General features: G+C 39.3%; 13 protein-coding genes and 2 tRNA genes. 6 read left to right on the top strand and 9 right to left on the bottom strand.

Translation table 11 applies throughout. The annotated features are described in order from the left end of the window. The first annotated feature begins 38 nt into the window (after positions 1-38). Both GJS41_RS00690 and GJS41_RS00685 read left to right on the top strand, forming a co-directional pair. Complete coding sequence (locus GJS41_RS00690; protein ID WP_154245426.1) at positions 39-1,172, top strand: hypothetical protein; 1,134 nt, start codon at positions 39-41, stop codon at positions 1,170-1,172. A 7-nt stretch (positions 1,173-1,179) separates the two neighbouring features. Continuing rightward, a complete protein-coding gene (locus tag GJS41_RS00685) occupies positions 1,180-1,545 on the top strand; it encodes a metal-binding protein (protein ID WP_154245425.1) in 366 nt (121 codons plus the stop codon). Positions 1,546-1,553: 8 nt separating this feature from the next. On the opposite strand, the gene GJS41_RS00680 is transcribed toward GJS41_RS00685, so the two are convergent. The 4 genes from GJS41_RS00680 to GJS41_RS00665 all read right to left on the bottom strand — a co-directional run bounded on the left by GJS41_RS00680 (position 1,554) and on the right by GJS41_RS00665 (position 3,936). Beyond that, positions 1,554-2,957: a 1-acyl-sn-glycerol-3-phosphate acyltransferase gene (locus tag GJS41_RS00680; protein ID WP_154245424.1), complete on the bottom strand. Its 1,404-nt coding sequence runs from the start codon at positions 2,955-2,957 to the stop codon at positions 1,554-1,556. Next, positions 2,957-3,514: a nitroreductase gene (locus GJS41_RS00675; protein ID WP_154245423.1), complete on the bottom strand. Its 558-nt coding sequence runs from the start codon at positions 3,512-3,514 to the stop codon at positions 2,957-2,959. Before GJS41_RS00675 ends, GJS41_RS00680 begins: the two co-directional genes overlap by 1 nt. 215 nt (positions 3,515-3,729) lie before the next feature. Then, positions 3,730-3,805: transfer RNA gene (locus tag GJS41_RS00670), tRNA-Glu, on the bottom strand. Between the two features lie 55 nt (positions 3,806-3,860). Further along, a tRNA-Ala gene (locus tag GJS41_RS00665) sits at positions 3,861-3,936 on the bottom strand. A gap of 262 nt (positions 3,937-4,198) precedes the next feature. Here GJS41_RS00665 and GJS41_RS00660 point away from each other — a divergent pair. From GJS41_RS00660 to pyk, 3 genes are all read left to right on the top strand, one after another. Further along, positions 4,199-5,431, top strand: coding sequence for an efflux RND transporter periplasmic adaptor subunit (locus GJS41_RS00660; protein WP_154245422.1), 1,233 nt, complete (start codon positions 4,199-4,201; stop codon positions 5,429-5,431). Positions 5,432-5,441: 10 nt separating this feature from the next. Next, positions 5,442-8,624, top strand: coding sequence for an efflux RND transporter permease subunit (locus tag GJS41_RS00655; protein WP_154245421.1), 3,183 nt, complete (start codon positions 5,442-5,444; stop codon positions 8,622-8,624). 148 nt (positions 8,625-8,772) lie between these two features. Next, the gene (pyk, locus tag GJS41_RS00650; protein ID WP_154245420.1) at positions 8,773-10,218 is read left to right on the top strand and encodes a pyruvate kinase; all 1,446 of its coding nucleotides are present in this window, start codon (positions 8,773-8,775) and stop codon (positions 10,216-10,218) included. 6 nt (positions 10,219-10,224) lie between these two features. Here pyk and GJS41_RS00645 read toward each other — a convergent pair whose 3' ends face one another. The 5 genes from GJS41_RS00645 to GJS41_RS00625 form a co-directional block, all read right to left on the bottom strand. Continuing rightward, complete coding sequence (locus GJS41_RS00645) at positions 10,225-11,118, bottom strand: DMT family transporter (protein WP_154245419.1); 894 nt, start codon at positions 11,116-11,118, stop codon at positions 10,225-10,227. A 75-nt stretch (positions 11,119-11,193) separates the two neighbouring features. Further along, positions 11,194-12,255, bottom strand: coding sequence for a MaoC family dehydratase (locus tag GJS41_RS00640; RefSeq protein ID WP_154245418.1), 1,062 nt, complete (start codon positions 12,253-12,255; stop codon positions 11,194-11,196). A gap of 2 nt (positions 12,256-12,257) precedes the next feature. After that, the gene (locus GJS41_RS00635; protein ID WP_154245417.1) at positions 12,258-13,145 is read right to left on the bottom strand and encodes a CoA ester lyase; all 888 of its coding nucleotides are present in this window, start codon (positions 13,143-13,145) and stop codon (positions 12,258-12,260) included. A 16-nt stretch (positions 13,146-13,161) separates the two neighbouring features. Then, entirely contained in the window at positions 13,162-14,805 is a 1,644-nt protein-coding gene (locus GJS41_RS00630; RefSeq protein ID WP_154245416.1) for an acyl-CoA synthetase, read from the bottom strand. A gap of 18 nt (positions 14,806-14,823) precedes the next feature. Then, positions 14,824-15,945 (bottom strand): CoA ester lyase, encoded by a 1,122-nt coding sequence (locus GJS41_RS00625; protein ID WP_154245415.1) that lies wholly within the window; start codon positions 15,943-15,945, stop codon positions 14,824-14,826. 175 nt (positions 15,946-16,120) lie between these two features. Here GJS41_RS00625 and GJS41_RS00620 point away from each other — a divergent pair, with 175 nt between their 5' ends. Continuing rightward, positions 16,121-17,128 (top strand): CoA ester lyase, encoded by a 1,008-nt coding sequence (locus tag GJS41_RS00620; protein ID WP_370515585.1) that lies wholly within the window; start codon positions 16,121-16,123, stop codon positions 17,126-17,128. Position 17,129: the final 1 nt, after the last annotated feature.

The following is a 17,129-nucleotide window of genomic DNA, read 5'->3' as shown; positions in this document are numbered from 1 at the left end:
ATTCTTTATAAGGGAATAACCCACCCGAACATATCGTTATGACATATAAAAGATACCTATTATTACTGATTATCCTTTTACGAAGCGCTGTATTAACTGCTTCAGAGATAAATGTTGAAGAAGCTCGAATTAACAAAGCTAATCAAGCCTTGAAAGCAACAGCCAGCCGGTATAGTTTATTGCTAAATAATTTTAACCAGGTCGCCTCAAAGCTTTCAAAAGAAGATCTGTCTCAGCTGTCTTTAAATTATGCCAATAACTTATGGCTTAACTCAGTGGCAGATGTTCAATCAAACAGTTCGACTTATGACGATAGGAGTCTCTATTGGGCAAGGCTAAAATTATCAGCAGCTATCAAGCAAGTATCTAATATTAAAGAGCCTATTTTTTGGGAAATGGAAAGAGCTTCCCGCGGTCAAAATGATATAAACTTTTCTGACAAAGCTACAAAGAAGATTCTTATTACTGGTTTTGATCCTTTTTTCCTTGATAGAAATATTGGGCAAAGTAACCCCTCTGGTCTAGCCGCTCTAATGCTTGATGGAAAAACTTATCAAATTGATGATGAGCTTATCCAAATTGAAAGCGCTATTTTTCCAGTGCGTTTTGCAGATTTCGATCATGGAGAAGTGGAGCGTTTTTTAGAACCCTACCTGTCAAATAATGCTGTAGATATGATCGTCACTATTAGTATGGGTAGAGATCACTTTGACCTAGAGCGCTTTCCTGCACTTAGGCGATCAGCTGAAGCACCAGATAATTTAAATGTTTATACCGGGGCTACCAAAATCAATCCATTAGTACCAAAAGTTGGAGAGAACACATTGCAAGGCCCAGAGTTTGTTGAATTTAGTTTGCCAGTCGAAGCAATGCAGTCTATTAAAACACCTTACAAAGTGAATGATAGACGGACCGTCTCTACAACTGATAAAACTTTCGATGCGCAATCTTTGAAAGAACTATTGGATAAAACTTCAGTCTCCGGTTCTGGCGGCGGATATTTATCCAACGAAATATCCTATCGCAGTATCAATTTAGCTCGTAAGTTAAATTCTAAAATTGCCATTGGGCATTTACATACACCTCGTATTCAGGGCTTTGATCCGAAAGCAGAAAAAGCCATTGTAGAGCAAATAAAAAATATAATAATTTCTGGCGGAAGAGAACTCTAAAATAACTATGTGTAATTGCAATCAATTAGAATCTATCATTCTAGGAACCGATGAAAGCCATCCATTTAAGGCTTTAGATGAACTTGAATGGGATCCAGAACGCTGGGCCACCTTAAATCAGTGCTCTGATTGCAAACAGTTATGGCATATCGATATCGCTAAAAATAATCAAGTTGGCTTGTGTGTCAAAGTGAATTCAAAAGAAGAGTGGCTAAAGCTAGATATGACGCAAACTAGAGTTCAATTGATGGTCAATAATCATGGGGGATTATCTTTTGATAGCTGCCGCTGGAAATCATGTGATAAAAACTGCGTTAAGGGTTTAGCTTTTTGTCCAATACACGCTTATTTTGAAATGGATATTAAGATTTAGTATTTGCTTTACCAATGAGCTAATGAATTTGCATAATAATCCAATATTGGCTTAGCTGATTCCGCAATTTTTACTTCACCTTCTTTATAGGTGATCAGGTTTCTATTAGTCAGTAACTCTAAAGTTTTAGTTAGAATTCCGTCAAAACGAATTTCGTCAATTTTTACTGGCGCATCTTGTTGCTTCAAATAGACTAACTTCTGATTACAAGCAGCCAACAATTGTTCTCGACTAATATCTCGGTAATCATTTTTCTTTAAAACCAAGGAAATTAATGGTACTGGCAATACTGGTATGACACTGGCAACCTTTTGCATCATGTCATTACCAAATATCTTTACTTCACTTTTGCGTTGCTCTGTAGTTAGCTGATTTAATGGCTCTGAAAGTTTAGAAAAATAAGCTTTTGCAGACACTGGTTTTGCAAAATTAACACCTGCATAACCGAATCGTTTCCAGCGTTTTTTTCTTTTGGTGAATAATGTTTTCAAAAAAAACTTACTGCTGGTTTTAAAGACAAACCACTTGCTTTGTTTAGGTAGGTGTTTGTCCAAACTGCGATTTAAACTTTTATCCTCTACCACGCGATCATAATTTAACCCTACCGGAATAAAAATAATGTCACGATCTTTAGAGGGGTCAAAGTCTCGCAATAAATAGTCAATAAACCCAAGTTTAGGCTGTTTTAAATATCCATCTTTGCTTAAACCACCTTCAGGATATACCGCCTGACTTACCCCAGCTCGAGTAGAATAATGAACATAACGTTCTAGCACTTTTCGATATAAGGGGTTATTTGAGTTTCTGCGCACAAAAAACGCACCCATTGAGCGGATTAAAGGCGCTAATGGCCATACTCTAGCCCATTCACCTACTGCATACGACAATGCAGTACGATTCATCACTAAAAATGAAACCACCACATAGTCCATATTAGAGCGATGATTCATCACAAAGACTACGCTCGATTTAGGATCAATTTTTGATAATTCATGATCATCGTAAAAGCCTACTTTCATCCTATAGATCAATCGAGTGATAGATTTAGATAACCAATGGCCGAATTTAAAATACATATAAGCATTAAATTTAGGCACTATTTCTTTGGCGTATTGATAGGCTTTTTCTTGCGCTACTTCCATGGGCATATCATTCTCTTCAGCATAGTCACGGATAGCACGAAAAACTTGCTCGTCAAACACTAAACGATCAACTAATACTTGCTTACGGGTCAACTGGAAAGAGCGGATCTGTATAGAAAGTTTGTCACTGACATCGTGGAGGATTTTGTTGACCTTTCGACGAAAAAACCAACGAACGCTTGGCAGTAAAATTCGGTCAAGCACTAAAAAAAGCGCTAGTACTAAAATAATGACTAGCAACCAAAACGGTACCTCGACCATTTGCATCATTAATCTAAACCAAACCTAACAAAATCTTTTACTTCTGGAACTGGCTTTGCTTTTAGCGCTATCGATGGAGTACCCAAGTATATAAAACCAACCATGGTATCTTCTTGTTCAAGCCCTAAGAGCGTCTTTAGATGAGGATTGAAACATAAAGGGCCTGAACGCCAATAAGCGCCATATCCTAAATCATAGGCGCCTAACAATAAGTTTTGCACTCCAGCTCCTGCAGATAAAACCTCTTCAATATGCGGGACTTTTTCATGGTTGCGACTTTTTGCTACAGCGACGATAACCATTGGCGCTCGATGAGGCAGCGATAAAATCCTTACTCTTTTACTCTCCTCGAGGTCAGGTTCTACTAATAAGCTAGCCTGCAGATATAAATCCGCTAGTTGGTTTAATTGCTCTTCTCCGCTAAAAACAATGTATTGCCAAGGTTTAATACCTTTGTGATCCGGAGCTCTAAGTGCGGCTTGAAATAATAACTCTAATTGCTCGGCTGAAGGTTCTGGTGCTGTTAATCGGCCGCACGATACGCGATTAATAATGTTTTCTAGCATGATTGTTAACATTTACATTAAGAATTTACTGATAATCGAACTTTAGCATGAAAAACCCGGCTTAAGTATTCGAGTTATTGAATTCGAATGATTTATAGCTTAAGTAAATAGAATGTAGTGTCTAATTTACAAGGCTTCTGCATGCCCTACTCGCTTGAGCTTAATAAAAAAACTACTGGATACAAAAAAGCCTGCAAAAAGCAGGCTTTTATAATTGGCATCCCGTAGGGGAGTCGAACCCCTGTTACCGCCGTGAAAGGGCGGTGTCCTAGGCCTCTAGACGAACGGGACATTGTTAAAATCATTTATTGCTTTAGACGATTAACTCAACAAAGCATAATGAAAATGGTGGAGCTAAGCGGGATCGAACCGCTGACCTCTACACTGCCAGTGTAGCGCTCTCCCAGCTGAGCTATAGCCCCTACTTTTAACAAAACTACTCAAAGTAGTGGCGCGCATTTTAGCACGGCTTTAAAACCTGTCAATACGATTTTAATATTCTCTAAGATCTTAAATTTTCACATAAAATTCCTTAATAAAAGCAATAATGTATAGATGTAGTATTGTGAATTTTGAAACATTTTCTAACTTTTTGTCATTACATAACATTAGGTTAGCGGATAGGCCTCCTATATAATTGCTACATAAGTGTACAAATCGATTCAAATATAAGAGAGAAGGAATATGACAAAGCGCATTTTAGTTGGCTTAATGTTTGTCGGTCTTACAGTAGCATTTATTGTTTTTGCTATTGCTACAAAAACCAAACCACCACAAAGAGTACAGTTACCACCTACTCCTTTAGTTGAAACACTCATTGTACAGTCTGATATTCAGCAGTTTACTGTCGATAGCCAAGGGCCTGTAAAGCCAAAGCTAACCAGTAATATTGTCGCTGAAGTTAGCGGTCGTGTTAGTGACGTATCCAAGAACTTTAGAGTTGGCGCCTTCGTAAATCAAGGTGAAACACTGTTCACTATTGATAAGGCGAACTACATTGCTAACTTACGCTCAGCGGAAGCATCGCTAGCTCAAGCTAAAGCAGGCTATCAAGACGCAAAAGCTCGCTCGGATCAAGCTAGAAAAGATTGGGAAAAAATTGGTCGAGGCAAAGCTAATGACTTAGTTCTTAGAGTACCTCAGCTTAACCAAGCTAAAGCGAACGTCCAATCAGCTGAAGCCAATCTTTTGCGTGCACAAAGAGATTTATCAAGAACCAATGTAAAAGCACCTTATAGCGCCTTAATTAAAAGCAAACAAGTTGATTTAGGTCAGTATGTCAATGTTGGATTTACGGTAGCTAATTTATTTGGCACCGAAGCCGCAGAAGTTAGATTACCTCTTGCAGATCGTGAATTAGCTTTTTTACAGTTGCCGCAGCAAGGTATTGAAGCATCTTACCCAAACGTGATTTTAAGTGGAATTTATGCAGGCAAACCTCAAGCATGGCAAGGAAAAGTCGTTCGAACAGAAGGTGTAGTAGAGGAAAATAATCGCTTAACCTATTTAGTTGCTGAAATAAAAGATCCTTACGGTTTAGCGAATAAACAAAACGCTTCAACGCCGTTACGTTTTGGTACTTTTGTCAATGCAGAGATTGAGGGGATAACGCAAGATAATTTAATCGTGCTTCCACGCTCAGCGTTAATTAATAAGGACCAAGTACTGCAAATTTCCGATGAAAGCAAAATTTCTATCATTACAGTAGACATTGTTAAAGGTGACAAAGACATCATTTATGTCAATGGTGGTATTACTGATGGCGCAGAAATTATTATCACCCCAATTGAAAACCCTATCAATGGCATGTTGGTTAAGCGAGTAAGTGACGCTGAAGCAGAAAAGGCAGCTGAGAAAAGTAAAAAAGAAGAAGAAGCCACACCAGAAAATGATAACTCAGTTGCAGTAAGCCAATAGGAGCCTAAGAATGGTCAAACAATACGATACACATTCCGGAATTATCGCTTGGTTTACTCGCAACTCTGTTGCAGCAAACCTATTAATGGGCGCAATTTTTATTGCTGGCTTCATTGGAATCTTAAACTTAAGACAACAAGTTTTTCCTGATTTAATTACCAACTCAATTTCTGTGCGCGTTGCCTATCCGGGCGCAGCACCTCAAGAAGTTGAAGAAGGTATTGTTACCAAGATCGAAGAAAACATTAAAGAAATCGATGGTATTGAAAAGATAACTTCATTCGCACGAGAAGGTTCTGCCAATATTACCATTGAGATTAAGCAAGGGTATGCGGTTACGGATGTTATGGACGAAGTCAAAGTCCAAGTAGACACCGTAGTACCACAGTTACCAGACTCTGCGGAGCGGCCAGTTGTTTACGAGCGAAAATTCCAAAGAGATGTAATGTGGGTAAGTGTCTATGGCGATGCCGACGAAAGAACGTTAAAAGAAATTGCTACCGAAATTAAAGATGAGCTAGTTGCTAAAGAAGATATCAGCACGGTAGAAGTTAATGGCGTACGTCCCTACGAAGTGGGTATTCAAGTTACTGACCAAAAGCTTAGAGAATACGGATTGACTATCAATCAAGTAGCGCAAGCCATCCGTCTATCTTCTTTGGATTTGCCAAGCGGAACGATCAAAACCGAAGGTGGCGATATTCTCGTTCGAACAAAAGAACAAGCTTATAATGGCTTTGACTTCGCCCAAATCCCGTTAATTACAAGAACAGATGGAACACGATTATTAGTCTCAGATGTTGCTTCTATTGATGATGGATTTGCTGAGTATCAATTTATCTCAAGATTTGACGGTAAAGACGCGGTTAATCTGCGCGTAAAATCAAGTTTAGAATCAGACGACCTAGCCACTTCTGCTGCGGTTTATGATTATTTAGATAAGAAGCGACCTAACTTGCCCGACTCTATCGCCATTGATGCCTGGGGAGATGGCACTTATTATCTGAAGGGCCGTTTAGAGTTAATGCAAGGTAACATGATTGCAGGTTTAGCATTAGTTTTCATTGTTTTGGCATTATTTTTAAGGTTTAAATTAGCTTTTTGGGTAGCTATTGGTATTCCAATTTGTTTTGCAGGTGCGTTTACCCTAATGCTCTTGTACCCAGGCTTCCCAATGACAATAAACATGATAAGCCTCTTTGCCTTTATCTTAGTACTGGGAATCGTGGTTGATGATGCCATTATTATTGCGGAAAGCTCCTGGGCTAGCATTGAAGAAAAAGGCCATAGTAAAGATAGTGTTATTGAAGGTGCTAGGCGAGTAGCCTTACCTGCAACTTTTGGTGTTTTAACCACTATCGCAGCCTTCTATCCAATGATGAATGTATCTGGCGCATTTAGTAATGCCATGGCATCTATCGGTTTAGTGGTTATGTTTTGTTTGATTTTTTCACTAATTGAATCAAAATTGATTTTACCTGCCCACTTAGCTCACATGAAACTGACTAAGCCAGAAGAAACTAAAAACGATACTTTAAGAAAAGGTAAATTATTTTTTACTGGAATTCGAAGAAAAGTAGCAAGTTCTCTAAAAAGATTTATCGAAAATGTTTATAAGCCAAAGTTAGAGTCATTAATCAAAGTTCGAGGGCTAGTTATTCTAAGTTTTGTGTGCCTATTTTGTATATCAACTTTTGGCTTTATTGGCGGCGGCTGGGTCAAAGCAGAACTATTCCCTAGCATCCCTAACGATGGCACCTTTGTAGAAATACAGATGGCTGAAGGCTCCACTGCTGAAAAAACTATTGAAGCAGTAGAGTTTGTGGAATCAAAATTAATCGAATTGGATGCAGAGGTTCAAGAAGAGTATGGTAAGCCTATCAAAGCTCACTCAATTTCATGGACCAATAATAACACAGCTGCCTTTATGTGGGTTGAGTTCCATAAATCAGAAAATTTGCCGATAAATCAATTTAAAATTAATGATTTGTGGCGAGACAAAATTGGTCAAGTGGCTGGCGTTAAAGAAGTAAGCTTTGGTGGCGGTGGCGGCCCTGGTGGCGGTGGCGTTGGTTATCGCTTAATTGGTGAAAACATGGATGAGTTGAAATTGGTTTCTGATGAGATTAAGAATAAACTCGCTACCTATGAAGGCGTTTATGATATTAGCGATAGCCTATCTGGCGGTAAAGAAGAAATCATTATCGAGTTAAAGCCTGAAGCAACAAACCTCGGTTTAACTGTTTCTGATTTATCGCGCCAAGTACGGAATGCTTTCTTTGGTGCGGAAGCACAAAGATTCCAACGCGATAACGAGGAAATACGCGTCTATGTGCGCTACCCTCTCTCAGAGCGGAGTTCTATTGGCAATTTAGAAAGTATGCCAGTAAGAACTAATGATGGTGATTACGTTACTTTCAGTGATGTTGCTAATTTCGAAATCTCTGAAGGCTTCTCAACTATTTCTAGAATCGACGGTGTAAGAGCGAACCGTTTGTCTGCTGATGTTAGCCCTGAAGCGCCGATTTCCTCAAATGAAATCGATGCTGCTATTAAAGCAGAGTTCTTGCCCAGTTTATTAGCACAATATCCAAGTGTTAAATTGGTTCCTGGTGGTCCAAGTAAAAATCAGCAAACGTTAGTTAATGAGCTCGTTTCTGGATTTTTAATTGGTATGGCGTTAATTTTCATATTACTGGCTATTCCACTTAAATCATATATCAAGCCACTAGTAGTAATGTCAGCAATTCCTTTCGGTATGATTGGCGCCATGGTCGGGCATTTATTGATGGGCATTTCACTGAGTATGTTCTCACTATTTGGTATCATCGCCCTATCCGGCGTAGTGGTGAATGATAGCTTATTGATGGTAGATTTCATTAATCGTGGTCGCGCAGAAGGTATGTCGCGTAAGGAAGCTGCTATCAATGCAGGTACTAGAAGGTTTAGAGCTATTGTTTTGACTTCATTAACGACATTCTTTGGATTGTTACCCATTACTTTAGAAACCAGTTTGCAAGCTCAATTGGTAATACCTATGGCCGTATCCTTAGGTTTTGGTATCGTATTTGCGACTTTAATTACTTTAGTGTGGATCCCATGTTTATACATCATGATGGGCAATGCTAAAGACTGGTTCTTAAAACGTGATCCAAAAAGTTTAGCCCGACAAGCAGCTTTGGAAAATGCGTAATTTTTACCTAACTGAAAAAAGAGCCTCAAGGCTCTTTTTTTATAGTTGGTCAAACCACTGCTGAAAAATCAGAATTTCATAAAATTGTAGTTGTATTCTATTAGTTTAAGAATACACTTAACTTATCCAAATTAAGTATCAATTTAATATGCTTAAAAGAACTAAAATTGTTGCTACTCTAGGTCCTGCGACTGATTCAAGAGAATCCATTAAATCGTTAATTGAAGCTGGCGCTAATGTTTTTCGCTTAAATTTCTCCCATGGTGAATCTGAAGACCACATTAAAAGAGCAGAAAAAATTCGAGATATAGCCAAAGAGCTCAATACCTACATTGCTATCTTAGGGGATTTGCAAGGCCCTAAAATTCGAGTCGCCCGCTTTGCTGAAGGTAAAATAGTTTTAGCAAAAAATGCTGAGTTTATTATTGATGTTAGTCATGATAGAGAAGCTGGTAATTCCTCGATAGTAGGCACCAGCTACAATACACTACCAAAAGAAGTTAAATCAGGCGATCAACTCATGCTAGATGATGGCCGTATTCAATTAGAAATTATTGCCACTAATACTACTCAAGTGATTACAAAAGTCTTAGTGGGCGGCGATTTAAGTAACAACAAAGGCATTAACCTCAAGGGCGGTGGCCTTTCCGCACCGGCGTTAACAGACAAAGATAAAAAGGATATAGTCACGGCTGCTAAAATTGGTATCGACTATTTAGCAGTCTCCTTTCCGCGATCAGCTGAAGATATTGAACTGGCTAGAAAATTGCTTAAAGAAGCTGGCGGCGATTCTGCCTTGGTGGCAAAGATTGAGCGTGCAGAAACGGTTAATGACCATGATGTACTAGATTCAATTATTCTTGCTTCAGATGCCGTCATGGTAGCGCGCGGCGATTTAGGTGTTGAGATTGGCGATGCGCAATTAATCGGTGTACAAAAACACATCATCAATCGTACCCGAGAACTAAACCGAGTGGTGATAACCGCCACCCAGATGATGGAATCCATGATTCATAACCCTATTCCAACACGCGCGGAGATTTTTGATGTTGCCAATGCTATTTTAGACGGCACAGATGCAGTAATGTTAAGCGCAGAAACAGCCACTGGTGACAACCCTGCAAAAACCGTACAAGCGATGGCTAATGTTTGTGTGGGTGCAGAAGGTCAAAAGCTTGCCAAAACCTCTAACCACCGGGTCGATATTAACTTTGAATCTATCGATGAAGCCATTGCCATGGCTACTATGTATACCGCAAATCATTTAAAAGGTGTTAAGGCAATCATATCGCTCACCGAATCAGGCTCAACCGCTTTATGGCTTTCACGTATCCGCTCAGGCATGCCAATTTATGCATTAAGCAGAAGCATCGAAACCTTAAGAAAGGTAGCACTTTACCGTGGTGTTGAACCGATTAATTTCGATCCTACAGCGTTAGGACGACATGATGTTAATCGTTTAGCAGTAGAAGAGCTTAAAAGTCGAGACTATGTTCAAGATGGAGATCTTGTGATTATTACAAAGGGCGATTCTATGGGAGCCTTAGGCGGTACTAATGCCATGAAAATTGTCAAGGTTGGTGAAGTTAACTAGCCGTTTCTAAACTATCCCGATAAAAATAACCACTCCAACAAAAGCTAGTAAAATCCCTGCTAGCTTTCTTGCTTTGAGCTCTTCTTTTAAGAATAACCAGGCCAGTAACACAATAAAAATATTTGCAGTTTCATTTAAGACTGATGCAGTTGAAGCGTCCGTATACTTAAATCCGCCAAGCCACATAAGCATAGCTAAATAGGTGGCAAAAATACTGGCGGTGATAAGAACAGGCCAATTGTGATTACCGGCTCGAAACTCTTCTTTAGTTTTTGCCAATTGTCTTTTGAGCGTCATAAACAACAACATGCCCGCTATACCAGCGAGTAATCTCAACATTACTATCCAGTAGAAACCATGCTCACCGCTGTCTAATACCGGCTTAACCAACACTACGCCAAATGCAGTTAGGAATACCGATGCGGCAGCATAAGCCACACCTCGATAGAGTTGATTTGTGTCAACTTCTTGATATTTACGCTGATAAACTACCATTAGAATTCCTGACAAAACTAGCACAAAGCCAAGCCATTGCCATAACTCTAATGTTTCATTTAAATATAATATTGATAAAAGAATAACAAAAGGACTATAGAGGCTAGCTACAATAGCAGTACGCCCTGCCCCTATCTTACGCAGTGCCTGAAAATACCAGTTGTCTGCAATTGCTATACCGAAGTAGCCACTTATTATCACTATCAGCCACTCTTTTAAACTTAACGCAGGAATATTGAAGCCTTCAATAATTAAGGCTGTTGGAATAATGAGCAGCGTGGCCACAAAGTTCTTAAACAAATTTAAGCTATTAGCACTTAATGATTCACCAGAATGCTTAAATAAAACGACGCCTATTGCCCAGCAAACCGCACACGCTAAGGAAAGAATTTCGCCAAGACCCATGACAAGATTTTTATAATAATTTGTGTTGCTAAAATAGCATAGCTACAAAAGAACAGCTAGCCTTGAAGGTGCTAATTAAGCAGGAACCAAAAGTGTATAATTTAAGTCCAAGACTACTTGCGGGTGATATTTGTTTTTGCCGTCTAACGTCATTAAAAATAGGTTTTGCATTTCATCCCAGCTGCTATTTTTATAACCAATAGTTCTAATATTTAAAGCGCCTACGCCATTGCCCAGTGCCTTTTTATCCAGCACTTGAGAGGCGGCATAAATAGTATCGCCTTCATAACTAGGGTTTACATGAGCGCCAGAATTAATAGCTGCCAACCATTGAGCATTGGCTAAACCATTGTGCGATACGGTACGGCACAAAGAAATAACATGGCCGCCATAAACTAAACGTTGCCCATGCTTGCTTGAGTTCATTTGATGATGATTAAAGTGAACCTTGGCATTATTCTGGTATAAATTAGTCGCTAATGTATGCTGAGTATTATCAATGGTAATGCCATCAATATGATCGATCCATTCACCTAGTTCATAATCGTTAAGCAAATAATTCTCACCGCTGATTTGCGGGTCATAATGATTGGCAGAAAAAGATGCCGGAACATTCAATAATTCCATACTAACGGCATCTTCTAGATGAGGCTTAACTTCGAAGCTATTAAGCATTTGTTGTTGACGTTTACGCACCATCACCCAGCGCTTCCAACTTAAAACAATATGGCCGTCTTGATTTAAGGCTTTAGAATTGACATAAACAATGCCCGTTTTGCCATTTGAGTTTTCCTTAAGGCCAATAACTTCGGACATTACATTTAAAGTATCGCCTGGATAAGTTGGCAGATAAAACTGCAATTCAGCATAACCTAAATTTGCAACAGCATTTAAAGAAATGTCATTAACCGTTTTCCCAAAAGCTATATGAAAAACCAAGAAATTATCGATAGGGGTTTGCGCAAAACCAAGTCGTGTTGCAAACTCTTGATTGCAATAAAGACTATAACGACTACCGGTTAGCCCTAAATATAAAGCAGCATCAGCTTCTGTGACAGTTCTAGGCGTAGCATGATAAATAGCTTCGCCTAAAGAAAAATCCTCAAAAAAACGTCCAGCCGATGACTTGTTTGACATACTTATGATCCGATTAGCTCGTTTTGTCCTAAATCTTTGACTCGATTATATAAAGAAATCACTCGCTCTGCCCACTCTTTTAATGAAGGCTCAATTAAGCGGTCTTCAATCACGGCAACATTTCGGCCATCAAGGTTTGCTTGTTCGATTGCAGCAATCACATCTTTAGCTCTTTGAATGTCTTTTTGCTTTGGAGTAAATGCATCATTGGTGTAGTCCAACTGAACTGGGTGGACTACTGCTTTACCATCAAAGCCTAAATCACGAGCTTGGCGACAAGAAAACTCACAGGCTTCGACATTTTTTAAGTCGAAATGCGGGCCGTCGATAACACATTTTTTAAATGCTCTTGCTGCTAACATCACCAATGATAAGCTGGTTAATAAGCCTGCTCTGTCATAAGTAGGCGTGATTTTTAGTTCATTGGCTAAATCTGTCGTGCCCATTACGATCGCTTTTAGGCGATCACTTGCAGAACAGATTTCTTTAGCATTTAAAACGCCTAATGGACTCTCAATATTAATCATTATAGATAATTTATCGTCTCGGCTTTCATCAATCGCCTGAATCGCGTTCAATAGTTCAGCTGCAGACTCGATCCTTGGTAATAAAACTGCATCAATATCCAACTTTGCAATGGCTTTAAGATCATCCATACCCCAAGGGCTTTGCAATGAGTTAATACGAACAACTTTTTCCGAATGGCCAAACTTTGATGACTCTTCAAAAGCTTTGACTAGCAATTCCCGAGCTTGAATTTTATATTCTGGTGGAACTGATTCTTGCAGATCAAAAATAATACTATCTGCTTCTATACCTCTAGCTTTTTCCATATATTTTGATACATGGTTTGGCACATACAACATTGTGCGACGAGGACGATAATTCATAAGAGTTCCTTATTTATTAGCTAGAGCTATTTGTAAGCTGTTGGATCATTTGTTTACGCAAAACCTTACCATTCTTTGTTCTAGGAAAATCTTGCATTAAATAAACTTTTTTCGGAGCTTTATACTTCGCCAAATTGGCTTGGCCAAAAGTTAGTAACTCCTGTTCTGTAAGCTGTGAATCTTTGCTTGGTATAACGCAAATAACGACTAATGTTTTACCACCTTCAATATCTTCACCCAAAGCAACACAATCAGCCACATCGTTATGCGTTTTAATCACTCTTTCTATTTCGTGTGGCGAAATACGATAGCCGAAGCTATTAATGATGTCGTCTTTACGGCCTAAAAACCAAATGTAATCTTGTGCATCACGTTTGGCATAATCGCCAGTAAAAAACCAACCGTCGTGTTTTGCTCTGGCGGTTTCTTCTGGCTGCTGCCAGTACTCTATAAACAAGCCAGGATCATCTTCTCGAATAGAAATCATGCCCTCATCCATAGCGCCAACGGGCTTTAAAGATTCATTCAGTAACTCAACATAATGCCCCGGTTGCACAAAGCCAGCAGCGCCTGGTTTCACCTCGGCATCTTTATGCTGAGAAATGTAGTAAGAAACTTCTGACATGCCAATCGCCTCATAAATAGGCTTATTGAAGCGCTTTTCCCAAGCTTCTTGCATCTCATCAGATAAATGTTCGCCGGCACTCATGCAATGCTTAAGGCTTGGTAAGTCTTGATAATTAAATTCAGTCTTTTGAATAATTTGACGATAGATAGTGGGTACGCCAATAAAAATACTGCATTGATGTTTCTGAATTAAGTTAGGCCAGGTAGTAGCATCATTTTTACCTTCGTAGGCAATAACCGTATGACCATGCAACAAAGGATCCATCAAAGCTGAGCCTAATACGTAAGTCCAGTTAAATTTACCTGAGTGCATAATTCGTTCAGATTTAGTTTCGCTTAAATCAAACCAGTATTTACTTGCTGGCAATCTTCCTAATAGTGCTCTATGGGCATGCAATACACCTTTAGGGTAACCAGTGGTGCCGGAGGTATAAACTAAATAAGCCGCATCATCCGATTTACTTTCGTGACAACTAAAATCCACGGAACTTTTTTCAATTTCTTGATTGAAGTTTAAAACTTGAATGCTCTGCTCTGCTTCCGAACCTGTAGCACTATTACCCGTTAAGATAACTTTTTCAATGTTAGTGCCAACCAATTCTTGCGACAATTCGGACCACATAGATTCAGCCGTCACTAACACCTTAGCTGCAGAATCTTTTGCTAAATAGGCTACTTCTGAAGCAGCTAACAAAGTCGATGTAGGAACGGCTATGCCACCATATTTAATGGTGCCAAAAAAGGCGATGGGGTACTCAAGCTGGTTGGGTAATCGAATTAAGACTCGTTCACCTTTATCAATACCATGAGATTTTAGGACGTTTGCAAATTGTGAAGTCTTAGCCTTAAGACTTGCATAACTGATGTCACTCTGACCTTTTTGGTCATCTTCTATAATCAAGGCGGTGTTGTTAGCGACGGCTGTTTGACTATGCTGATCAACACATGCATCGGCAATATTAAAATACTCTGGAATATCCCAATACCATTCACCTTTTCGCTGCTTTAACACAGTATCAAAAGAATACTTCATAAAATAATACCTGTATCCTTAAATCATACCATACGGCCAGTTTTCACGGATGACGTGTACTGGCAATCGTTTAATCACATCCATAGCAAAAGCTTTGTCTGTTTCATTCAGCGAATGCAATGCATAAGCGCGTAATAAGGTTTGCAGGGCTTTACCAAACATAGGCGGATCTAGCATTTCACCTTCAAACTTAATAGCACCACCTAACAAAGCGTCAGCGTCGATCGCTGCTTGCAATACATCAACATTACGTTGAATTTGCATAGGCGACGGTGTAAAAGCCATTTTACAAAGATGTATATGATAGGGATGGATAACTTGTTTACCGGTTAATCCCATTTGTGCCTCAACGAGCGCATGCTGGTGAACCACATGAGATTCATTTTCACCGTGTAAATCTAACCAACGACGTACTTCATTTGGCTCAATACAGTTTTCCGGCATTGGAATCTTATTGATTAATACTTCTACCCCACCAATAACCCCCTTACCTGCAATTCTTGCTTCCATCAACAGCATTCTTAGGTAGGTTTTTAATTCATCAATCCAACCTTCTGGCGTTAAATGAATAGCCATCGCTTTTGAGAAGTCATGAATTCCAAAAACCACATGGCGCACGGTTGAATATTGCATCAATTCTGGGGCTAATTTTAAAGAGCGTGGATGCTCAATAATCGGCTGTATTTCGATAGTTGGGTCAACCCCTACTAACCAAGCTGATAAGTCACGAATTTCGGCAGCACCATAAACCTCACCTGCTTTTGCCAATACAATGGCATCAATGTAAGGGTGCATATCGCGAATAAGTTTTAGATCTTCTTCGTACTCTTCTGTTCTAAACGGATTAATTCTTAAGGCAATTTGAAAACTTTTATTGTCAAACAATGGTAATTCTTGACGTAGCAATTCCCGACTTAACATCTTTTGGCGACAACCGTCTTCTAAATCAAAAAGTAAGGTATGTGCTTTGGTATTATGGGCATACTTGCGCATTCGAGCAGAGGCCTGTTCCATACTTTCATAGACACCATCAGCTGGTGAATATTTCACAGGTGGGTAATACAATTGAATCCCGGGCCAAAAGCCACCCAGTACTACTTGTTCATCTACGCTTTCCAAAAAGGAATGTTCTTGCATCATCTTGACTAATCCGACCAGTTCTATAAGATAACTATGCCTTATTCATACAATCATTTCAAATGTTTGTTTGAATAAATTTAAAGTTATTATGTAGTAATTAGTTATTAAAAAACGAATTCTAGTTTAGTATTAGATTGAATTTAGTTAGATAAAGAATTGATATAAGGGGAATTTTGTGGAACCTGCAAACTTAAACGCTCTAACCCACCCAAATGAGGCATTGTTTGAGGGAGAGAAACCTTTTCCAATAATTCCGAGTTGCGAACACTTTGCTGGAAGCGAAAAGTTAATTCTGAAAGCGCTCGAAATGCAGACGAAATTAGGACCTATTTTTGATATTACTTGCGATTGCGAAGATGGCGCACAAGCTGGCAAAGAGCAAGAGCATGCAGAAATGGTCGCAAGAGTGTTAGCAAGCGATGCCAACACTCATCAAATGGCAGGCGTTCGTATTCACGATTACAGCCATGCACATTGGCAAAAAGATGTTGATATTCTAGTGCCAGCGATTGGTGATAAAGTCGCTTACTTAACTTTGCCAAAGTGTACTAAGGCCAAGCAAATCAAGAAAATGGTTCGCTATATTAAAAAGGTAGCTAAAGCCAATACCATTGATCGTGAAATCCCTATTCATGTATTAATCGAAACTCACGGCGCTTTAAAAGACGTTTGGAAGATTGCTGAAATTGACTGGGTGCAAGTTTTAGATTTTGGCATGATGGATTTTGTATCTGGCCATAATGGCGCTATTCCTGCAGCCTGCATGCGCAGTCCCGGACAATTTGATAACGCCTTACTGGCAAGAGCAAAAACTGAAATGGTTGCTGCGGCACTTGCAAACGGTGTTGTTCCTGCACACAACGTAACATTAGATTTAAAAAATCCTGAGCAAACCAACTCGGATGCCACCCGTGCCCGTAAAGAATTTGGTTTCTTGCGTATGTGGAGTATATACCCCACTCAAATTGAAGCTATCGTTAATGCGATGAAGCCTGATTATTCCGAAGTACAAGATGGTGTAAACATCTTAATTGCTGCGCAAGATAATCATTGGGGACCTATCCAGTATGATGGTGAGCTACATGACAGAGCTACTTATCGTTACTTCTGGCAGTTATTGCAAAGAGCTCATTTGACTGGGATTGAGCTTCCTGATGAAGCTAATCAAAGATTTTTCCAATAAA

The organism is Kangiella sp. HZ709 (assembly GCF_009674675.1).
Classification (GTDB): Bacteria; Pseudomonadota; Gammaproteobacteria; order Enterobacterales; family Kangiellaceae; genus Kangiella.
This window is presented reverse-complemented; position numbering and strand designations above follow the sequence as displayed.